The organism is uncultured Psychrobacter sp. (genome assembly GCF_947488565.1).
Classification (GTDB): domain Bacteria; phylum Pseudomonadota; class Gammaproteobacteria; order Pseudomonadales; family Moraxellaceae; genus Psychrobacter; species Psychrobacter saeujeotis.
On sequence record NZ_CANKZC010000002.1, the window covers coordinates 285,317 to 307,803 of the forward strand.

The following is a 22,487-nucleotide window of genomic DNA, read 5'->3' on the forward strand; positions in this document are numbered from 1 at the left end:
CCTCGTCCTCTACAATGAGGCCAACCTGTTTTTATTATATCTTATCTACGTATGTCAGATTCCAACCTTCATAAAGACGATAACTTAACACCGCCTCCCGCTATCCGCGCTTATCTTGGTGGCTCGTTTGACCCTGTGCATAAAGGTCATTTGCAAATGGCCATGCATGTCCATCAGGTTTTATTACCCATCGCTGAGCGACAACAGCGCCAACTGCATGTGTCATTGCTACCCAATGCGCGCTCGCCCTTTAAAGACGAGAGCACCAATCCTAAGCATCGTCTGGCGATGTTAAAGCTTGTGACAACCAACACACCGCTACAAATTTGCGAGCTTGAGCTGTGGCAGACGCCGCCTGTATATACGATCGATAGCGTACGAGCGCTACGTGAGCGCCACCCATACGACAGTCTAATATTTATTATGGGTATGGACAGCGCGCGTAGTTTGGATAAATGGAAAGACGGGCTTCGGCTCACCGATTATGTAAATCTTTGGATTTTTAACCGTACAGATAGCTCCGATTTATCAACACCAAGAGTAGTCGCTCATATAGACAATGACCCATGCTCGTTATCTTCGCAAAATATCGATGCTCTGTATAGCGAACTTCCTAAGCAGCTACAAGCCCAAACCACCAAAACCGTGCAAGACTTAGTGCAGCCGTTCAATGACTCGGTACACAACCGCGCATCCTTGAAAAACACTGACCAAGGACGCATTTATATTGATCAGCACCAAGTCAGGGCTATATCGAGTACTGAGATTCGCAAGCAGTTAAAAGTAAGCGCGGCTAAGGCAGATACTGCACCAAATACTTTGACTCAGCTAATAAATCCTACTGTTTATCAATATATTATCGCCCATCGGCTATATTCTGCGGCGCAATTCCGTTAAAATCATCTTATCTTTGTCATTTTGCATACCTTGCCTCTATTTACAACTGACTACATATGACCAGTTGGCAGCTGCAAACTGACGACTTACCATTTTATTTTTAATATTTACGTTTCAAGAGATTAAAATTTATGATTAATACTATGAACGACAAACGCTTAAAAGAGTGCTTAACTGTCGTTGAAAACACGTTAGAAGATATGAAAGCCAAGAACATTACCGTGATCAATGTCGAAGATTTGACGGATGTCATGGAGCGTATCGTCATTGCTGAAGGCACCTCTAAGCGCCATGTACGTGCGATGGCAGATAGCGTCGGTGCTGAAGCGAAGCAAGCTGACTTTATGCCTCTTGGCCGTGAAGGCGGTACAGACTCTGATTGGACGTTGATCGATTTGGGTGCAGTCGTCGTGCATATGATGACGCCAGCTGCACGCGAATTCTATGACCTAGAAGGTCTATGGTCTTCACCAGAGAGCCTAGCTGAGCTAGTTGCAACCCCGCGTGAAAAGAAAGCAGGTCGCCGCAATTAGTCTTGCTATTTAGACAGCTCACTACCGTTTACTGCTCAGACAAAGACCAGACATCTATTCTGGTCTTTTTTTGTTTAAATTTTTAAGCATTAACAAGCTTTATAGTACTTAAGCCGTATAATCAGACTCATGACTAGACTCAGATAACCGTCATCACTGATACCGATAATGACATACTACTCGCCTAATAACTCCTTATAGATTAGGAAAATTCATGAGCATACAATCGATAGCATCTTCTACCCAACACAACAAAACTGACTTTAATCAAACCCTACCTTTACGCATTGCAACCTTGGTTGAAGTACGAGCGGGCAAAGCCATGCCATTCGCACGCGAGCAGATGAGCGCCATCGATAAAGCACCGGTCAAAGCTCCCGTCGCTGTCAACTTTATGGGTCTCACTACTGATGAGCAAGCCGATCGTCGGCATCATGGCGGCCCGCTAAAAGCAGTACATCAACTGCCAACCGCGACTTATGACAAAATTAATGCAGAATTTGGCTTAAAGGTACGCATCGGCACACTGGGCGAAAACCTAACCACCGAAGCGCTAGATGATTTGCCTGAGATGAATGAAGCTACCGTCTGTATTGGTGACGTTTTTCAGTACGGGGATATCGATACTAACGATAGCGTACAGCTACGCATCGTTCAGCCGCGCCGCCCGTGCTACAAGATTAATGACCAAATCGGACAATTTACCAAAGTGCCTAATATCGCCGCTTGGGTGAGCAAACAAGGTATCGCTGGTTGGTACTTTGAGGTCGTGCGTGACGGTATGATTGCTGCTAACTTACCTGTCTATTTAATCGAACGTCCTTATCCATTTGCGACGCTCTCAAGGTTGTGGCAGCTGTCGAACTCAAAAGAAAAATTTGCAATAGACATCATAGAACCTTGGTTAGCCATCGAATGCTTGGAGGAGAGTTGGAAAACCGTTTTGGCTAAGAAGATTCGGAAGGACTAAAAAGATTTAATAAAAAAAAACCTTTACTATCATCCTTGATCTTAATCAAAATAATCAAAGACAATGTTTGGTTAAGTTTTTCATATGATTCAGATTTTTATACTGACAACCATTATTCAAAACCATTTACCACAAAAGTTAAAGGTGTTTTATCTGCAACCTTGTCTCTACGACACGTAAGCTGTTGCAGTCAGCATCTGGCTCTCAAAGAGGATTATATGAGCGAAAAAACTGAGAGCATCAGTTACCTGCAAGCGATAGCGATTAGCGTCGGTGCAATTATAGGATGGGGTGCTTATGTGATGCCAGGCGACTTATTTTTGCCGCAATCACAGCTATTAGGCTCATCGGTCGCCATTATCATTGGTACGTTGGCCATCTATATGGTCGCCCAAGCCTATATCAATTTATTGACTCAAACGCCAGAACACGAGTCAGGTGGTATCTATTGGATCGAAAAATACATCAATAGAAAACACGCCTATGTCTATGGCTGGGGCGTGGCGATAGGCTATATCTCTATCGTGGCGCTCAACATATCAGCCGTTGCCTTATTATTAAGGTATCTGCTGCCCAGTAGCTTACAGCTAGGCTATCTGTACACGATTGCTGGTTGGGAAGTTTACGCCAGTGAAGTCTTCTTATGTAGTGCTGCCATCATTTTATTTAGCTATATCAATTTGCGCGGCGTACAAGTCGGCGCCAAGATTCAACTATATATCGCGCTGTTTATGATTGTATCAGTCACTGCCCTATTTTTTGGTTCACTATGGACGACGCCCACCGCGCAACCTTTTTTGCCCACAGATATGCAAAGCAGCTCCATTACAAGCTTAGCGTGGTTACCTATCCTTGCCGTCATGCCTTGGGCGTATGTTGGTTTTGAGACCACACCGCAAATCTCCAAATCCATTAGTGATTCGAAAAACAAGACCAGAAGTATTATCTTAATCTCGCTTATCGCCGGTATTTTATTTTATTCTTTGATCAACTATTTTACCGCTTTAAATATGAACTTTGATTACCAAGCGATTAAAGATAGCAATTGGGCGACTGGTGAGGGAATAGACAACCGTATTGGCAGTATAGGAATTTGGCTATTGTCCATCGCCATGATTGGCTCGATATTGAGCGGCATCAATGGCTTTATATTATCGTCAGTCAAACTGTTAGAGTCTATGGGCGACTCGTCTTTACTGCCTAGTATATTTACCGATAAAAACCATCACTTTAGTAAGAAAAAAACCGTCATATTAATATGTTTGGTTTGCCTGTTCTCTCCTTGGCTTGGCAGAAACTATCTACTTGATATCGTCAGTATGGCGTCTCTAGGGATTACCGTCGGCTTCGCTTATGTGACGTCCGCAGATCTCATCAACGAGCGCAGAAAAAATCAGGCAGGCTTATTAAATTATCTTGCAGTCTTGGTCAGCCTCATCTTTATATCGCTGCTGCTACTGCCCTTCTCGCCTGCTGCATTATCATTGAACGCTTATATATTATTGGCAGTGTTTATCATTTTAGGTGCGATTGGCTATAAAAGGATCATTCCAATGTCCAGTGCTAGTGTGAGTTATAAATAGTAGCCGTTGTAATTGATTTACTTTAGAAACCATATATCAGAGAGAAGTTTGCAGCATCAATCTGTATAAAACGTAACCAAAAAGTAACGGTAAGCACTAGGTATAATTCAATACTATATGCCTATCTCAAACAGGCTTATAACCTGCCTCAGCACTGTCTATGCAGATTTTGCATATATAGATGTTTGTCCACCGCATCCGCACTCCATTAGGAATAAAGGTTGTATTCGTGTTGTCGTCCATTTGAGTGCGAAAAATTACGCCTCTACTTGCCCTCAGCTGCTTTATTAAAGGCTGAGGGCGGCAAACCATTTATCCCTTTATACCTATTATCGGTTTGCCTTTAAGAATGAAATACTATGACCAATCACAACGCTTCAACCAGACACTCATCAGCAAACAAGTCTTCTCTTATTTTAACGGCACTATTTGCGGGCGCACTCGCCACTGTTATCTTTGATTTCTGGGGTCCATCGCTGTCCCCCATTCTCGGTTTTGCTGAGCTTTCGACCATTAAGCTACCTACCACGATGATCGAGGTTTTGTTCGGCTCAGCGCCAACGGGCACGCCTGAGCTGATTCATTACATCACAGGCTTAATCATTTATCCGTTAGGCTGGTTTATCGTCGTACGTCCTCTGTGGAAGGCTATCATGCCATCGCTTCATTGGACGCTCACAGCTGTGGCTTATGGCTTCGTGCTCTGGATATTTGCACTCTATGTCGTCGCATACCTCATTACTGGGTTGCCACCGTTCCTTGGTTTTACAGAAGTGACTTGGATCGCGCTCGTCGGTCACGTTCTTTACGCTTTGGTATTTGCGTGGGGTGCAGAAACACGTCGATTTAGTTAAACATGCCGCTGCCAGCGCTCATCTCTGCTGTTTTGTATTCAAAAAGTCTTAATTGTCTCAATTTTTCCACTAACAAAGTAGGCTAATCAATTCAACCTGTGCATTACGATAATACTTGTGATGCGCTAATATTGACTCGTTGTCTCGAATTTGCGGTAACGACTCGTTGATATCATTGATATCCTATCTAAAATCAGAAACAATAGTAGGCTTAGTACCACCCCTCTTATGACTCTCCTTTTATACAGAGCATTTCATGGCAAAAAACATCACCTCTTTAACACTCGCATCAGTATTAACATTGTTCATGACATTGCCACTCATTGGCTGCGTCGCCACCTCAGAACCACGCTATATTATCGATAGCGAAACCTATCAAGCTACTGGCAAGAGCGAGCGTATCAAAACCATCGTTCTGCACTATACGGTCTCAAATAATGAGCGCTCAATAAAAACCTTAACCACTGGAAATGTGAGCGCGCACTATCTGATTTTAAATCAGGGCGATGATAAGATTTATAACTTAGTGCCAGAGTCTGAGCGCGCATGGCATGCCGGTGATAGTGGCTTCGCTGGACGCACCATCCTGAATGACACTTCTATCGGTATCGAAATCGTCAATAGCGGCATCAAGCCCGAATATCGAGACGCGCTTAGAAATAGCGAGCTAGAATATCGACCTTACGAGCATTACGTCGCATTTGATGAATTACAGATTAAAAAGGTCGCTACGCTGGTGCAAAACATTGCCATGCGCTATGACATCTCACCAAAAAACATCGTTGGTCACTCTGATATAGCGCCGTCACGCAAAATCGACCCCGGTGCCAAGTTCCCTTGGGAGCGACTGTATAAAGAGTACAGCATTGGCGCTTGGTATGATGAATTTGATAAGCAGTTTTTTATGCATCCAGACGCGTTTGCAGCAGCGACGATACCTGAGATTAAGCAAGCCTTTCGCGATTACGGCTATCAAATCAACGATAGCGATGAATGGGATAAAGCCAGCCGCGATGTCGTTTATGCGTTTCAATTGCATTTCAGACCGCAGCAGCCTACGGGTGAGATGGATTTGGAGACTTATGCGATACTACGCGCACTCAATAAGAAATATGCTGGTCGTGATGACTTTTATTAAGATTGAGTTATAGAACAAACCCTGATTTTTAAACCTTGCTAAAACGATATGCTTTAATTGATATTTACTAATCTATGCTTGCTAATGAGGTATCTTATGACGCTACGTATTCACGCGCTATTTCATACTGATTATGAAGACTTAAGCTTCATCAAGAAGTGGGCAAACAATCACGGTCATATTATCAATGTCAATCGTTCTTACGATGATGACGCTCTGCCCACGCCCGATAGCTTTGATTGGCTGATTGTCATGGGTGGGCCGATGAGCGTCCATGATGAGGAAAAACACCCTTGGCTCATCAAAGAGAAACGCCTGATAAAACAAACGATTGAGGCAGGCAAAACGGTCATCGGTATTTGCTTAGGGGCGCAGCTGATCGCCCATTGTTTGGGCGCTAACGTCCAGTCATCTGGGGTAAAAGAGATCGGTTGGTTACCGATGCGATTGACGCCCGCAGGTCAGGCGCATCTTCTATTACAAGATTTACCCAAACAGGATTTTACCGTGTTTCACTGGCACGGTGAGGGCTTTGACTGTCCAAAAGGCGCGAGCATCATTGCGGAAACGGACGCTTGGGCGAATCAAGGTTTTGTTTATCAAACACCATTGCACGTAGAATCAGACACTTGGATACTCGCGTGGCAATGTCATTTTGAAGTGACCAAAAAGAGCCTTGCTAAAATGATAGTTAATGGCAATAACGCCGTTCAAAGTGGGCTGACAGAATATCCGAAAACCGTGCAATCACCTGCTGAGATAATCGCGCTGGGTGATAAATATATCGAAGCGAATAACGCAATGCTATCTGCGATGCTAAATCGGATAGCTACAAACTGAATAATAAGGAGAATAAACCATGAGTCACTCACAACATGACGAACAAGACGAGCTTCAAAAATATTTAGAAGAAAAAGCCAAACAAGAGCAGGAAAAGCAGAAAGAACAAGAAGCTGAGCAGCTTTCTGCTTATGAGGCTTGTGTGCTAAAAGAGAGTGCAAAGATTCATGAGTTGATTGCTGAGGCGAAGAAAGAAGTTAAAAAATGATTTGAACCTTAGCTACATAGAGTTCGGAATACTATTACAATAAGAAAAACCTCAAACCTGAAAGCAATCTATGGTGCAAATACTATGATAAAACCTAACTTTGAAATCATGGCATCATACAACGCGCTAATGAATAAGAAAATATGTGACAGTATTTCAATCACTTCTGACAATATTTTATGGGAAAACAAAAAGGCATTTTTTGGTTCTATATTAGGCACGCTAAATCATCTGATGGTAGGCGATTTAATTTGGCTCAATCGCTTTGATCAACATCCTAGCTATCCTAGCGGCTTTAACTCGTTAAAACCTTTAAAACACTTTCCCTTGCCTACCAAACTTACTCAGATTTTGTATGATGATAAACAGGGCTTTAGTAGAAATAGGTATGCCCTAGATCAAATAATCATTCGATTCATTGAGGAGTCAGATGAAAGCGATTATTCAAAGAATTTGAGTTATCGAAACACTAATAACGACAATCTCCATAAATCTTTTTCTATGTTGCTACAACATCTTTTTAATCACCAAACTCATCATCGCGGGCAAGTAACTACGTTACTCTCTCAGATGAATATTGATATAGGGGAGACAGACCTACTGATGCTGATTCCAAATATCGATGATAATAAATTTTAGGTCGGTGTCGAGGGACTAGACTCAATACATTATTCGTTCAAATTGTTAGCCCAAAATCGTTGGGTGTCGCCAGCTCCACCCAATCTACGTTCTAAAGATATTTGATTATTACAGTCGTTCCCAAACGTCTGCAACTACAGACTGACATTAAACAATACCCTTTTCCTACTGTGTTAAGTAGTAAGAGAGGATATTTTTAAATAGTTTAGAAACATCACCTTAAATTAGATTTTTTGGCTGTATAGTAATTACCATTATCACTCCAAAACTCTAATTCTCCTTCTGAATTAATAATAAAATATTCTCCAAACCCACTATCCTCTTCTTCAAGTTTAGTACCTCTATCTGTCTCCGAAAGGACATACAAATCATCTGATGAAGTGCCGTCACCATATGCGTTCTGTAGATAGGTTTGTTCATCTTTGTTATATGCTGTCACTCTGTATTCAAGATCATGTTCGACCATCCAACTACCTATAACATCACCTTCTGGTAAGTCTTTCCCTTTCATACTCTCATAACTAGTGGCGCTCTCACCCATGATATTAACTTCAAGATTTGGGTTATAGTGCGTTGTTGCCCAATAAGCTTGTTTTGGATCATTGCCAGCAATTCTATAACCTATAAAGGTTCGTTCTAAGTCTTTATTTGAAAGACCTTTAATATGTTCTGCTAGTCTTTTTAGCTCTACTTCGTCTAAACGTTCAGGTAATTCAACTTCTACGGTACGCTTAATATTACTTTTAACAGTATCTTCTAAGATATTGTATTCACGAGCTTTAACTTGCGTAACGTTTCCTTTTACAGGAATGCTTCCTTGCTCTATATCACTATCATTACAAGCTGTTATCGATACAACCATTACTGCCAAAAATAAGGTTTTAAAGTTACTTTTCTTTCCATTAATTATCCTGTAAAAACTTCAAATAATAGTGATAATTTTGTTTCTTAAAATTACTCATCAAGCCTCAGCAATCAAATCAGGTTGCTTATCTAATAATCGCATCAAGGTAACCGCTGCCCCTGTTGGGTTTCTAGTACCTTGTTCCCAGTTTTGTAAGGTACGCGGGCTAATATTTAGTTTATCGGCGAATTGCTGCTGCGATAGTCCTGTCTTATTACGGATCAATTTAATATCAGGCATCTCATGGCTGAACTTTCGGCTAGGCTCAGCTTCACCTTTGGCAATCGCTAGTGCTTGATTCAATGATGTAGATAAATCGTCGTAAAATTCATTGCTCATGGTTATATACCTCTTTGATTTGTTGAGTTAGCTTATACAAACTAGATTTCTCTTGGCTGGATAAGCTAACCTTTTTATTTTTTGGATAGACAAGCAACATAAAGAATACGCCATGGCTATCAACAAAATAGTAGATGATACGCACGCCACCACTTTTACCTTGATTCAGTGCCCATCTGGTTTTTCTAACGCCACCCGTCCCTTGGATCAGATCCCCTTGGTCTGGATTGTTGATTAAATCTGCTTGTAGCTCTTTATAGCTATCGTCATCTAATAATTTAAACACTTGCTTGGTAAACAATGGAGTTTCTATAAAATGTAGCATCCAAAATCCTTTTTATGTATTCCTTATTATATACGTCATTGACGTATAGTGCTATCAATATTTCTAGAAGAGTCGTTTCATGTTGAAAGCCCTACCCCACCTCACCGATCTTTTAATTTGTAAACTCAAATCACGACGAATACTTATAAGAACACAATGTCACCGCTAGCCCTGAGCGAAGAAATAACGAAGCACTGCTTCGTCCGAGCGCAAGGGAATTTGCATTTTCGCAAATTTCGTAGCGGATACGAGCGGAATAGAAAATTCCCTTTAAGAAATTTTCACTTGCGAAGCTAAAATTGCAGTGCAATTTTTTAACGCTTCTCAGGAAATGCTCCCCAATTTTTATAAACCTCAAGTCTCAAACACAAAAAAAGTGAGCCAAAGCCCACCTTTTTATGTCTAAAATAATTTAAATCTAAGCTTATCACAACCAATCCCATGCATTACGGAACATCCGCATCTATGCGCCGTTATCAATCTACGCTTCTGGTTTCCAGCTGTGGTTGTACGCGCGTAGGTTGCGCTTAGAGTACAGCATTACGATGGTGACGCGACCGTCGGTGCTACATAAGCCGCTGAGCGAACCGTTTGTATAGGCGTGATTCGGCACGCGCTGCATAGTTTTGAAGAAATAGCCCTATCCACCAGCTATTTGAGCTAGTTATTGCCATGGGCTAATGATAAAATCACCGCTTACGGAGTTATAGATAGTATCGCTGCTCGTACCATATTGTTGGCTTCCCACATCGTTGGTTTGATTGAAGCTTAGGATGATGTGCGACTTTAATAATTTGGTTTTATTAGCAGTTTTCATATCTACATTATCAAGCAGGCTCCCATAATATCAAAAAAGGAATCTTTATGTATCAGGCCTTTCAAAAGCATCTACAGCAAGAAATCAGCGATATACGTACAGCAGGACTATATAAAACTGAGCGCGTCATCACCTCCCCACAAGATGCGCTAATCAAGATCGCCGATGGTCGTGAGGTGCTCAACTTCTGTGCCAATAACTACCTTGGATTGTCCGACCACCCTGAGATTAAAAAGGCGGCGATCAAAGCCATCGAAGATTCAGGCTACGGTATGTCATCGGTGCGTTTTATTTGTGGTACACAAGATTTACATAAGCAGTTAGAGGCGTCGATTTCTAAGTTTTTTAATACCGAAGATACGATTCTTTATGCAGCCTGTTTTGATGCCAATGGTGGTGCATTTGAACCACTATTGACCAGCGAAGATGCCATTATTTCTGATTCGTTAAATCATGCCTCCATCATTGATGGGGTGCGCCTATGTAAAGCGGCGCGCTATCGCTATGCCAATGCCGATATGCAAGACTTGGAAACGCAATTACAAGCCGCGCAAGCACAGCGTTTTCGTTTGATTGTCACCGACGGTGTGTTTTCGATGGATGGTAACGTGGCGCCGATGGATGAGATTTATACGTTGGCACAAAAATATGATGCCATGGTAATGATTGACGAGTCGCATTCAGCAGGCGTGGTCGGTCGCACTGGCGGCGGCGTGACTGAATTGTTTGATCTACGCGGCGATATTGAGCTTATCACCGGTACTTTAGGTAAGGCGTTTGGCGGTGCTATCGGCGGCTTTACGACTGGTAAAAAAGAAATGATTGAGATGTTACGTCAACGCTCACGCCCGTATCTGTTTTCAAACTCTATTCCTCCTATGGTGGCTGCCGCTGGGGTAAAAGCATTTGATATGCTGTCTCAAGACAATACCCTACAAGATAAATTGCATGAAAATACCGCCTATTTTGTGAAGCAAATGCAAGATGCAGGATTCGATATCAAACCTACCGAATCAGCCATTTGTGCAGTGATGCTTTATGACGCCAATGTCTCGCAACAAATGGCAAATGCGCTACTTGAAGAAGGTATTTATGTGATTGGCTTCTTCTACCCTGTCGTCCCCAAAGACGAGGCGCGCATTCGTGTCCAGCTCTCTGCTGCCCATACTAAGGAACAGCTCGACCAGTGTATCGCCGCCTTTATCAAAGTCGCTAAGCAAATGAAAGTGATTGATTAGAGCGTATTCAACACGCCCTACAAGTAGTTCGGTATTTGCCTACTGAATTCAACAATGAAATGTAATGCAATTAAATAAGAGAGAAGTATGAAAGCACTGGTTAAAGCCCATGATAAAAAAGGCATCTGGATGCAAGATGTGCCAGAACCAAAGGTTGGCATCAATGACGTTAAAATAAAAGTTAAAAAAACCGCCATTTGTGGTACAGATTTGCACATTTATAAATGGGATGAGTGGTCACAAAAAACCATCAAGACGCCAATGATTATCGGACATGAATATGTCGGTATCATTAGTGAAGTGGGTGATGGTGTGAAGCATTTTGAAGTGGGTGACCGAGTCACTGGAGAGGGGCATATCGCTTGCGGGCATTGCCGTAACTGTCGCCGTGGTAAACTACACGTGTGCGAAAACACTATCGGCGTGGGCGTTGACCGCGATGGCGCATTTGCCGAATATTTGGTAATACCTGCCGATAACGCCATCAAACTTGATGAGCGTATCAGCGACGATATGGCAGCCATTATGGACCCCTTTGGCAACGCCACGCATACCGCTTTATCATTTCCTGTACTTGGGGAGGATGTGCTGATTACGGGTGCAGGGCTGATTGGTTCAATGGCAGCGGCAATTTGCCGCTTTGCAGGAGCGCGCAATATCGTGGCGAGTGATATCAGTGATTATCGCTTGGAGCTTGCCAAAAAAATGGGCGCTACGATGACCGTAAACCCAGCCAAAGGTGAGACCATCGAAGGCGCCATCGATGAGTTAAACATGCACGGCTTTGATGTTGGGCTTGAGATGTCAGGCTCGCCTCAGGCTTTTAATTCGATGATTAATAACATGTATAACGGCTCTAAAATCTCTCTTTTAGGCATTTTACCTAATACCACTACGGTGGATTGGAGCAAGATTATTTTTAAGGCATTAACTCTAAAAGGTATTTATGGCCGTGAGATGTGGGAGACGTGGTATCAGATGGAGCAAATGCTGATTAGCGGTATTGATTTGTCGCCCATCATTACCCATCGCATGCACATCGATGACTTTCAAGAAGGCTTTGATATTATGGAAAGTGGGCAATGCGGTAAGGTGATTTTAAGCTGGGATTGATTTTGATGATTCAGTATTTGAAGAATCGTGGTTAGCTTTCAAATTATTATGATTCGTAAAACGGCACTGATTTAAGTGCCGTTTTTTTTGGATATTAAGAAGTCTTAAGTTCAAAAAAAAAGAGGCACTCTTTTTATAGAGTCACTCTTTTTTTGTAGTAAACTTAATGTCAATTAAATTATCAAATAATGTAAGCTATTTCATGAATCTAGAAGAGCCACTATGAAAATAAGTGAAGAAGTTATTGAAAGATTAAGAGATTGTCAGAAGACAAGTTTAGACACAATATCTAAATATCTTCGATCAAAGAGTGAAAGATCATGTCTAATAAGCTTGCCAACTGGCGCTGGTAAAAGTGGCGTTATCTGTATAGCTAGTCATAACTCTAAATCTAAACGAGTGTTAATCCTTACCCATAGAAGGGCTGTCTGTGACCAACTGGCAAAACAACTGAAAGGTGACTTTCATAAAAAAATCCTAGGTAACGCAGCTGATATATCAAACCTTAAAACGGTATTCAAAGGTATTAACAACTTCGAAAAAAAAGGTGTTTATTGTACTACAATCCAAACAATTACAATGCTTTCTGAATCTGAATTAGAATCGATAAAAGATAAGATTGATTTAGTAATATTTGATGAAGGTCATGCTGAGCCAGCCTCAAAATGGAGTAAAGCTGTCAAAAAATTCGAGTGCAAAAAGATAATTATTACAGCTACACCCTATAGAAACGACTTATTTAGCTTTGATATTGATGTAAAACATCATCACATATATACATTTAAAACAGCAGTTGAGAATCAGGATATTTTAGAACCAATTTTTGAAGTGGTTGCTAAAGACAGATTGTTTGAGAGGATTAGAGAGATAAAAGCCTCACAACCTGACTCGGTTTGCATAATAAAATGTAAAGAATTTTCAGATGTTCAAGAATATTTTGACTTGATGAAAACAGAGTTTAACACTGCTGCTATTCATGAACAGTATGCAAAATCAAGTAATGAAAATACATTGCAAAATGTACCAGCGAACATTAGTGATAAAGATTATGAGGTGATTATCCATCAAAAAAAATTAGATGAAGGAGTTGATATACCTCAAGCTAAAATACTCATTTTAACTTACCCTATCAGTAGCGGCAGAGAATTAGTTCAAACAGTAGGTAGAGTTGTAAGGATATACGGAGATTATCAACCTTATGTCATAGGACTGAGTAATAATAAAAATTTGGACTTATGGAGCAATTTTAGAGAGTTTGACGAATACCTATCTAACAATAAAACTGCTGAGAAATTTATCAAAACACTAGATACGGCTGTTTTAATTGAAAGCTATATCGATGAGTTCCCTGAATATAGTTATTACAACTCCGGCTTTAAGAAAAAATTTGATTTTGAAGGGTTTGATCCTATTGAGTCTCTTGAAATCCCATTGGCATCAGTTTGTTTTTACGAGAAAAACTCAGATTTTGATTTAACCGATTGTTTGGATAAATTATATTGGGAGTTTAACCGTCAAGGCGCTCTATCAAAATATTATTCTGAGCTTGGCATAGTAACTTCAATAGTATTTAATAACTCACGCTTTCTAAAAGATAGTTTATTTTTTGAACCATCATTAGAGATTATGATAGTGAAGGAACTTGGCAATGATTATATAGCGATTTTCGACAGTCAAGGTCGAACATTTAGTTATGATAATGATTTAGGAATCGGGAAAGCAGTAAATATGGATACGCTGTTTAAAGTGATTTCACATCCTGATAAAACAACTCTAACTAAGCAAGCTAATACTCGAGCTTTACTAACAAGCAACCATAGGCCTGAAGGTATTTCTTATATAGGTGACTTAGAAGCTATAAACCATCCTGCAACTAATTCCGTCTATGCTATTACGACAGGTAAGTTTAATAGTATCAATAATTTAAGTAAGAAAATTGACGATTCATATTATTTAGGGGTAGAGTCTGGCAGAGTTTCTGATCAAAAGAAGCGTAGATTTAGTTATCAAGAATTTACTGAATGGCTAGCTAATATTTATGATAGGTTTCAAAGTAGTTATACATTACAAAGTAATTTCGTCGGCTCATTTGCCAAACACACCGACTCTGTCCCAAAGGAAGAGCCTTCTGCGTGTATATTAGACTTCACAGATATTGAAAATTTATCGTTTAATTACGGAAATATCACTTATCACCTTGATAGTGATTATATTTATAGAGTATATGATCAAGGATTTTCTCTTTTAGATATTTGCGACTTGAGTCCTGTACTTAGTTACTCTACTAATATTCTTCCTTCGGCTAAGTTTACTCTTTGTATAGATAAATTCAATTCTGAACATATTAAAGTCCAACTTTATTTTGATAATGAGAATAACCTTTGTATAATTACTAGTGATGAGTTAAGTTTTTATAAAGAAAGCACTTTATTGAAACATGAAGATATTCTGAATAATGAGAATGTGAAGCTATTATATAATAGCGGTGTTGTGTTTTTAAAAGGAAATTTTTTTGAATCACGAATGCCTACTGAAAGTGGAGAGCTAAACAAGAACTTGATGTCAAAAATAATCCCCTTGGACTGTCTTTTAGAAAAGGCTTTGTCAGAAAAGGATGAAGCAAATACGACTATAAATAGTTTTGGATATAACTCAATCTTTCATGAAATTGATAAGCTATCAAATATAAGAAACAGTGACCCTAATCTATCAACTTTAGGATATTTTTATAATTATTTAGCAAATGTAGACCTTGTCTTGTGTACAGATATGGGTACAGAGCCTGCAGATTTTATCTTATCATCACCAGATAAGTTAGTCATGGTTCATGTAAAATGTGGAGATGCTAGAAGCAGCCCTAAGTCAGGCGTCAATGCTATAGCCGAGGTAGGAAGTCAAGCTGTTAAAAACCTTCATGCTTTAGTAGGCCAAAAGTTTGAGCGCTATTCTAACGATACATGGTTGAGAAAAAAATGGTCAGTAGGTAATGAAAACTCTAATAAAGTTGAGCTAGATAGCCGAATTAGACTATTCAATGGGTTCTATGATTTAAATTTATTTCAAAAACCTGAGACACTAGATGACGTTCTTGGGGAAATTGATAAACGACGTAAAGATGTATTAGTTAAAAAAGAAATGTGGATTGTTGTTGGCAATGGTTTTTCAGCAAGTCATTTTAAAAAACAAATGGAAAATATATCTACTGCTGAAGGTACGAGTAAACAAGCCTATCAACTAATTGATACTTGGTTAACCCAGTTCTCAAATTATGAAGTAGAATTAAAGCTCTTTGTATCTCCTTAGTTTTAAGATCATAAAAAAGGTGAGCATTACGCCCACCTTTTTTTATGCTTACAACAATACTCTAAACCAACTTATCCTATCTAAACCAAGCACGAGCATTACGGAACATCCGCATCCACGCGCCGTCCTCATCCCACTCTTCTGGCTTCCAGCTGTGATTATAAGCTTTTAGCGTGCGCTCAGGATGCGGCATCATGAGGGTGACGCGACCATCGGTGCTACATAGACCCGTGACACCGCCGAGCGAACCGTTTGGATTGAGCGGATAGGTCTCGGTTGGATGACCTTGGCTATCGACATAACGCATGGCGAGCTGACCGTGTTTTGCCATACCGTCGATTTCGGTGTTGTCTAATGTGGCATAGCCTTCACCGTGCGCCACAGCGATAGGCAAGATGCTGTCTTGCATGCCTTTGAACAGGATCGACTTGGTGCGCTCGACTTTTACGTTGACCGTACGCGCTTCAAAACGTGCGGATTTATTAGCGATGAAGCGTGGGAAGTTTTCCGCGCCTGGGATAAGGTCTTTTAACTGCGCCATCATCTGACAGCCGTTACAGACGCCGAGGCTAAAGGTGTCAGGGCGGGCAAAGAAGCGCACAAACTGCATGCGTAGCTCGTCATGGAACAAGATAGAGTTCGCCCAGCCAGAGCCTGCACCGAGTACATCACCATAACTAAAGCCACCACAAGCGACCAGACCGTCGAAGTCACGTAGATTAATGCGACCTTCTAGCAAGTCACTCATGTGCACATCGACCGCTTCAAAGCCAGCTTGGGTAAAGCCTGCTGCCATCTCTGACTGACCGTTAACGCCTTGCTCACGCAAGATGGCGACTCTTGGTTTATTGTCGCGGCTGCCCAAGTACGGTTCTTCGACCTTTTGATTGAGATCGAAGTTTGGCGCAGCGATGAGACCTTGATAACTGGCATCGCTAATCAAGTCATACTCTTGCTGCACGCATTCTGGATTATCACGGCGACGGGCGATTTGATAGCTGACCTGACTCCACTCTTGTTGCAGCTCGCTTCGGCTAAAGCGCAAGGTATCATCACCCATATGCAGTGGCGTCTGGATAATCAGGCTGTCTTCCTCAGTGCTTTGACCGACGAGGCTTAGCATATCGCTGACGTTAAACTCTTCTGCCAGTTGCATCAAGGCCGCGACGTTTTCGGGTAATACTTGAATCACTGCGCCCAGCTCTTCACTGAATAATTGACCGAGCAGATTTTCATCAGCCAACGACAGCTTGATACCTTGACGGCTGGTAAATTGCATCTCTGCAATCGTTGCCAGCAAACCACCATCACCGATATCGTGATAGGCGCTAATGACGCCTTGCGCGTTACCCGCTTGGATAAAGTTAAAGAAGTCGATTAAATCGCTAGGCTTATCAAGGTCAGGACACTCATTACCCAATTGACTTGCTGTTTGTGCAAGGATTGAGCCACCAAGGCGCAGTTTGCCTTTGGATAAATCAATACGGTAAAACGCGCTATCGCCATTGATGAGCTCAGGGGTGAGGGTTTTTGCCACGTCTGTCACTGGTGCAAAAGCCGTAATGACCAAGCTCATTGGCGAGACGACTGACTTATCTTTGCTGCCGTCTTTATCGTTATCCGTCCAGTTGGCACGCATCGATAGCGAATCTTTACCAACTGGGATAGCAATACCAAGTGCTGGGCATAGCTCTTCACCGACAGTATGTACCGCGTCGAATAATGCCGCGTCTTCCGCGTCATCACCGCAAGCGGCCATCCAGTTCGCTGACATGGTGATATCAGACAGCTGCGCAATACGCGCACCGGCGATATTGGTAATCGCCTCACCGACCGCTAAGCGTGCAGAGGCTTTAGGGCTAATCAAGGCGACTGGCGTACGCTCGCCAACGCTCATTGCTTCACCGCTCATAGGTTGACCATCTAACGCAACCAATCCTGATGCAGTCACCGCACAGTCAGCGACTGGCACCTGATAGCGACCCACATACTGATCACGCACCACCATACCCGTGATAGAACGGTCACCGATGCTGATTAGGAATGATTTGCTCGCAACGGTTGGATGACGTAGTACGTCTTTAATGGATTCGGACAAATTAAAGTTATTAAGCTCTAACGCTGGCAATGTACTCTCTTGACGCTCAAAGCTGCGCTGCATTTTTGGTGTACCACCGAGCAATACTTGCATCGGCATATCAACTGGCTGCTCAGAGAGCAACTCATCATTAACGACCAGCTGACGTACTTCCGTCGCTTCCCCTAAGATGGCATACGGGCAGCGCTCACGCGCACAGATCGCATCAAACTGATCTTTACTCTCTGGGCGAATCGCTAGTACATAGCGCTCTTGTGCTTCGTTTGACCAAATGGCCATCGGCGACATGCCAGCTTCTAACGACGGGATTTTACGTAGATTGAGCACCGCGCCCATTTCATGATCGTTGACCAGCTCTGGCATCGCATTAGACAGACCACCGGCTCCGACGTCGTGGAGAGAAACAATTGGGTTGCCGTCTTGACTGTTGTTACTTGCATCGATATCGTTACCAGGCTTCTCATTACCAGCGAGGGCCCAGCAGCGATCGAGGACTTCTTGACAGCGACGCTCCATCTCAGCGTTATCACGCTGTACTGAGGCAAAGTCTAAGCCTTCGTCCAGCTCACCGCTATCGACTGAAGACGCCGCACCGCCGCCTAGACCGATTTGCATCGCAGGGCCACCAAGGACGATTAATAAATCACCTTGTTGAATGGCATTTTTTTCAATGAGGTTGCGTTTGATATTGCCGTAACCACCTGCCAGCATGATCGGCTTGTGATAGCCGCGCATCTCGCTACCGTCTTTTGCCGCTGACGTATCTAATTGAAAACTACGGAAATAACCGCATAAGTTTGGACGACCAAATTCGTTTGAGAAGTTGGCGGAGCCGAGTGGTGCCTCCGTCATAATCTCAAGACTGGTGGCCATACGATCGGGCGTACCATAGTCCTGCGTGCTTAACTGACCTGATGTCTCCCACTTTTCCGCAAGCTCTGGGATATGCAGATGTGACACATGAAAGCCCGTCAGACCAGCTTTTGGCTTACCGCCGCGGCCCGTTGCCCCTTCATCACGAATTTCACCGCCTGCACCCGTCGCTGCACCTGCATAAGGGGCGATCGCGGTTGGATGGTTATGGGTTTCGACTTTCATTAAGATATCGATTTCTTCTTGATGAAAATTGTAAGGATGGGCAGCATTAGGATCTTGAGCGTCAGTAGGAATAGAGTAAAAGCGCATTCCTTCTGCCCCTGCCATCACTGCAGCGTTGTCTTTATAAGCAGATAAGATACCTTGTGGATTCGACTGATACGTGTTTTTAATCATTTGGAACAAGGATTTTGGCTGTACCTCGCCATCGACCGTCCACTGGGCATTAAATATCTTATGACGGCAATGCTCTGAGTTGGCCTGTGCAAACATCATCAGCTCAACGTCCGTTGGGTTACGCTTAAGTTCATTGACGTAAGCATTCATCAGATAATCAATATCTTCACTCGATAACGCAAAGCCGAACTCTGTGTTGGCTGACTCTAGTGCTGACTGACCTTGCCCAATCACATCGATATGATTAAGCGAGGCTGGCGCTTCATCGTCAAACAGTTTATTTACATCATCTAAGTCATAAACCAAGCTCTGGGTCATGCGGTCAAACAACAATTGCTCAGCGGCAGCAGGCAATGTTGTACTTATCTCACCGTCTGTTGTTCCATCAAGGGTTAGCGTATAAACAATCACCCGCTCGACACGATTGATCTTAATGTCACAATTATTAAAGATATCGGTCGCTTTACTGGCCCAAGGGGAGATCGTACCAAAACGTGGACTAACAATCACTTGTAATTGGTTGTCTTGCGAGGTGGTAAGTTGGGCATCCTCTTTAATACCAAATAGGTCCAGCGCTTTTTTCTGCTCATCACCTTCAAGTTTGCGTGATAATACATACACCTGCTGGGTATTGATTTGGCTGACATTTAGCTCGGTTTTTTGCTGAAACTGACTGATGAGTTGCTGCGTCTGAAAATCGGTAAGAAACGGTTGTCCGGCGATGGTCATCATAAAGGCATAATCCGTAAGATCAAGGCATCTCTGCCATGCAAAGTAAATGGTCCGTGTATTATAACAAGAAGGCTCATAATAAGCAGTGGTAAACCTTGATAAATTGCCTACCCTACTTATAAATAATTTATGAGCTGTTGTTACGATATCTATTTCTTTTTATCAGCAAACTTTTGCCCAATCTGATATATTTTTTACTTAACTCTTATACGTTTTACAAACGCTCACATCGTCTTACGGGCAACCTATATAATCAGGCAGGCAACTATCGTTATTCTACAACCAGCTAATAATTAAAACCATTAACACAGTTTTCACAATAATTTCAATTTTAATGTAATAAGGATATCTATTATGAATAAACAAGAACAAATCGATAAAATCCAAGACGTAATTAAAGACGTAAAGTTTGCCATGATGAGCACTATTAATAGTAAAGGTGATGTGCACGCGTGGCCGATGACGACGAGTGAAGCCAGTATCGCTGATAAAGAGATTTGGTTTATCGGTGACAAAACCTCAGATGTCGTAAAAGATATTCAAGACAATCAAAAAATAGGCTTGTCTTATGCCACTCAAGACGAAAAAGACTACGTCTCTGTCAGTGCCAATGCAGAGCTGCCAACAGACAAAGATAAGCTAGATGAGCTATGGTCACCTGTCTACAATGCGTTTTTTGAGCATGGCAAAGAAGACCCAAATGTACAACTTATTAAAGTGGTACCACATGGCGTAGAATGCTGGTTGAGTGGTAGCTCTACTGTAAACATGTTTAAGATGGCCACAGCCGCGGTACAAGATGGTAAGACTGCAGAAGATATTGGCGAGCAGTTCTCTGTATCTTTATAATATAAGCGTCTTTTATATTGTAAAAATGAGCAGTTTGATAATTTGAGACGCCAGTAAGCCATTGTTTATTGGCGTTTTTTATAGTATGTAAGTTTTATAGCATGTAAACCTCAATATTTTAAATAGTAAAGGACAACTATTATGAGTAAACAAGAAAAGATGGACAAAATCCAAGCGATGGTAAACAATATCAAGTATACGATGATGACCACTCGCAATCATGAAAACCATCTCCATTCGTGCCCAATGAATACCACGGAAACCAGCATCGGTGCTAAAGAGATTTGGTTTATCGGTCACACACCTTCTGACACTGTTGATAATATTAATAAAAATCCAGAAGTAAATCTGGCTTACGTCAGCCAAGATGACAAAAGCTATTTGTCTATCACTGGTAAGGCTGAATTGATCGAAGATCGAGAAAAGCTTGATGAGCTGTGGTCAGTAATGTACAACGCTTATTTTGAACAAGGTAAAGAAGACCCAGGGGTACAGTTAATTAAAGTCGTCCCTCATGGTGCAGAATATTGGGAAAATGGTAACGCCATTACTAGCGCTGTCAAAATGACGGCAGCGGCAGTCACAGATACTGCCATTGAAAAGAGCTTGGGTGAGAATTTTTCAGTAGAACTCTGATAGTTTATTTAGACGTCAATAGATGTTATGCATAAAAAAAGCCAGTCGCTTATCGCACTGGCTTTTTTTATGTAACATTGTGCACGTAAATGAGATTAAATCAGTATTAACACGCTCTATCTATCCACTTTGTTTTAAATATGGCCATGCTGCTTTTAAATAAATAAACATCGACCATAAAGTCAAAATCACTGCAGCGACCATCAATACATACCCTATCATCTCAAGCGACTCCCAGTTTAATAGGAGCACCGTGATGGCTATCATCTGAAACGTCGTCTTAAGCTTGCCTACATACGAGACTGCCACACTAGTACGATTGCCAAGCTCTGCCATCCACTCCCTTAATGCCGATACTGCAATCTCACGAGAGATAATCACAATCGCTGCTATCGCCATAATGATATTAGGATGCCACTGTACCAAAATAATCAGCGCTGCTGCGACCATCAGTTTATCAGCGACTGGATCTAAAAACCGTCCAAAAGCCGACATCACATTAAGCTTACGAGCAAAGTAGCCATCGAGCCAATCTGTAATGGCAGCGACAACAAACACCCCAGTTAACAATAAATGCCGTAGTAAACTGTCACTAAACTCACTCATCCCTACCCGCGCGATGACATTGTCTGAGATAGCAGGCATGCCAATACCCATGGCTGGCGGCCAGTAAGCTATCGCTACAAACAATGGAATCATCAAAATACGCGCAATAGTAAGATTATTGGGTAGATTAAAAATGCTTTTGTCGTTTTGCGGTTGTAGCGGCTCTTTTGTATGCAGTTGTGTGCTTTCGGTCATGGTAAGCCTAGTGTTATATAGACATAAGAATGCCTGCTAGCTTAGCATTTTTCTTGTATTGCGTCATGCCATCTTCTGCGAGTTTATCGATACTATTTTGAGAAAAAACGCTTATTGAACGAAAAGTTCTAACAAATAAAATATTTCAAAATGTGACATTGTATTAAAACTCTCTTAAGAGTAACTTCATGTAATTTAAGTAGCCAATTGAGGAGAACATCAGGTAATATAAATATATTAGAAGAAACAGTTGTACACTGAGTTTTCACTTCAAATTATAACTGTTTATGTTTCTGATAACGCTAGAATCTCTATAAAAATAATAAGTTCTTACTGTAATTGTAGACACACTACATACTCAGTTTTCCTCAGCCCACAGTTTCCTCCTCTGTGGGTCT

General features: G+C 41.8%; 20 protein-coding genes. 14 read left to right on the forward strand and 6 right to left on the reverse strand.

Annotated features, from left to right (window positions below):
* Positions 1-51: 51 nt before the first annotated feature.
* The 9 genes from Q0890_RS05465 (at position 52) to Q0890_RS05505 (ending at position 7,662) form a co-directional block, all read left to right on the forward strand.
* Entirely contained in the window at positions 52-897 is an 846-nt protein-coding gene (locus Q0890_RS05465; protein WP_299218416.1) for a nicotinate-nicotinamide nucleotide adenylyltransferase, read from the forward strand.
* Between the two features lie 131 nt (positions 898-1,028).
* The gene (gene rsfS / locus Q0890_RS05470) at positions 1,029-1,430 is read left to right on the forward strand and encodes a ribosome silencing factor (protein WP_299218418.1); all 402 of its coding nucleotides are present in this window, start codon (positions 1,029-1,031) and stop codon (positions 1,428-1,430) included.
* Between the two features lie 214 nt (positions 1,431-1,644).
* Entirely contained in the window at positions 1,645-2,400 is a 756-nt protein-coding gene (locus Q0890_RS05475; RefSeq protein ID WP_299218420.1) for an MOSC domain-containing protein, read from the forward strand.
* 218 nt (positions 2,401-2,618) lie between these two features.
* Complete coding sequence (locus Q0890_RS05480) at positions 2,619-3,983, forward strand: APC family permease (protein ID WP_299218422.1); 1,365 nt, start codon at positions 2,619-2,621, stop codon at positions 3,981-3,983.
* A gap of 359 nt (positions 3,984-4,342) precedes the next feature.
* Positions 4,343-4,837: a hypothetical protein gene (locus tag Q0890_RS05485; protein WP_299218423.1), complete on the forward strand. Its 495-nt coding sequence runs from the start codon at positions 4,343-4,345 to the stop codon at positions 4,835-4,837.
* Positions 4,838-5,093: 256 nt separating this feature from the next.
* Positions 5,094-5,975 carry an N-acetylmuramoyl-L-alanine amidase gene (locus Q0890_RS05490; RefSeq protein WP_299218425.1) on the forward strand — a complete coding sequence of 294 codons (882 nt, stop codon included), beginning with the start codon at positions 5,094-5,096 and terminating at the stop codon, positions 5,973-5,975.
* 96 nt (positions 5,976-6,071) lie between these two features.
* Positions 6,072-6,815, forward strand: a complete 744-nt coding sequence (locus Q0890_RS05495) for a type 1 glutamine amidotransferase (RefSeq protein ID WP_299218427.1) — start codon at positions 6,072-6,074, stop codon at positions 6,813-6,815.
* Between the two features lie 19 nt (positions 6,816-6,834).
* Positions 6,835-7,023, forward strand: coding sequence for a hypothetical protein (locus Q0890_RS05500; RefSeq protein WP_299218428.1), 189 nt, complete (start codon positions 6,835-6,837; stop codon positions 7,021-7,023).
* An 84-nt stretch (positions 7,024-7,107) separates the two neighbouring features.
* Positions 7,108-7,662 carry a DinB family protein gene (locus tag Q0890_RS05505; RefSeq protein ID WP_299218430.1) on the forward strand — a complete coding sequence of 185 codons (555 nt, stop codon included), beginning with the start codon at positions 7,108-7,110 and terminating at the stop codon, positions 7,660-7,662.
* A 214-nt stretch (positions 7,663-7,876) separates the two neighbouring features.
* On the opposite strand, the gene Q0890_RS05510 is transcribed toward Q0890_RS05505, so the two are convergent.
* From Q0890_RS05510 to Q0890_RS05525, 4 genes are all read right to left on the reverse strand, one after another.
* Positions 7,877-8,524 carry a hypothetical protein gene (locus tag Q0890_RS05510; protein WP_299218432.1) on the reverse strand — a complete coding sequence of 216 codons (648 nt, stop codon included), beginning with the start codon at positions 8,522-8,524 and terminating at the stop codon, positions 7,877-7,879.
* A 99-nt stretch (positions 8,525-8,623) separates the two neighbouring features.
* A complete protein-coding gene (gene nadS, locus Q0890_RS05515; protein ID WP_299218434.1) occupies positions 8,624-8,905 on the reverse strand; it encodes a NadS family protein in 282 nt (93 codons plus the stop codon).
* Positions 8,895-9,230, reverse strand: a complete 336-nt coding sequence (locus tag Q0890_RS05520; protein WP_299218436.1) for a type II toxin-antitoxin system RelE/ParE family toxin — start codon at positions 9,228-9,230, stop codon at positions 8,895-8,897. Before Q0890_RS05520 ends, nadS begins: the two co-directional genes overlap by 11 nt.
* A gap of 664 nt (positions 9,231-9,894) precedes the next feature.
* Positions 9,895-10,047 (reverse strand): hypothetical protein, encoded by a 153-nt coding sequence (locus Q0890_RS05525; RefSeq protein WP_299218437.1) that lies wholly within the window; start codon positions 10,045-10,047, stop codon positions 9,895-9,897.
* Between the two features lie 47 nt (positions 10,048-10,094).
* Between Q0890_RS05525 and kbl the strand changes: the two genes are divergently transcribed.
* From kbl to Q0890_RS05540, 3 genes are all read left to right on the forward strand, one after another.
* A complete protein-coding gene (gene kbl, locus Q0890_RS05530) occupies positions 10,095-11,285 on the forward strand; it encodes a glycine C-acetyltransferase (RefSeq protein ID WP_299218439.1) in 1,191 nt (396 codons plus the stop codon).
* 87 nt (positions 11,286-11,372) lie between these two features.
* Positions 11,373-12,398: an L-threonine 3-dehydrogenase gene (tdh, locus tag Q0890_RS05535; protein WP_299218441.1), complete on the forward strand. Its 1,026-nt coding sequence runs from the start codon at positions 11,373-11,375 to the stop codon at positions 12,396-12,398.
* 222 nt (positions 12,399-12,620) lie between these two features.
* On the forward strand, positions 12,621-15,701 hold the full coding sequence (locus Q0890_RS05540) for a DEAD/DEAH box helicase family protein (protein ID WP_299218443.1): 3,081 nt from the start codon (positions 12,621-12,623) through the stop codon (positions 15,699-15,701).
* Positions 15,702-15,777: 76 nt separating this feature from the next.
* On the opposite strand, the gene purL is transcribed toward Q0890_RS05540, so the two are convergent.
* Positions 15,778-19,803 (reverse strand): phosphoribosylformylglycinamidine synthase, encoded by a 4,026-nt coding sequence (purL, locus tag Q0890_RS05545; RefSeq protein WP_299218445.1) that lies wholly within the window; start codon positions 19,801-19,803, stop codon positions 15,778-15,780.
* A gap of 354 nt (positions 19,804-20,157) precedes the next feature.
* Between purL and Q0890_RS05550 the strand changes: the two genes are divergently transcribed.
* Together Q0890_RS05550 and Q0890_RS05555 are read left to right on the forward strand one after the other, a co-directional pair.
* Complete coding sequence (locus tag Q0890_RS05550; RefSeq protein ID WP_299218447.1) at positions 20,158-20,652, forward strand: pyridoxamine 5'-phosphate oxidase family protein; 495 nt, start codon at positions 20,158-20,160, stop codon at positions 20,650-20,652.
* A 141-nt stretch (positions 20,653-20,793) separates the two neighbouring features.
* Positions 20,794-21,288: a pyridoxamine 5'-phosphate oxidase family protein gene (locus tag Q0890_RS05555; protein WP_299218449.1), complete on the forward strand. Its 495-nt coding sequence runs from the start codon at positions 20,794-20,796 to the stop codon at positions 21,286-21,288.
* A gap of 120 nt (positions 21,289-21,408) precedes the next feature.
* Here the strand turns inward: Q0890_RS05555 and pgsA are convergent, their stop codons facing one another.
* On the reverse strand, positions 21,409-22,089 hold the full coding sequence (pgsA, locus tag Q0890_RS05560; protein WP_299218451.1) for a CDP-diacylglycerol--glycerol-3-phosphate 3-phosphatidyltransferase: 681 nt from the start codon (positions 22,087-22,089) through the stop codon (positions 21,409-21,411).
* Between the last annotated feature and the right edge of the window lie 398 nt (positions 22,090-22,487).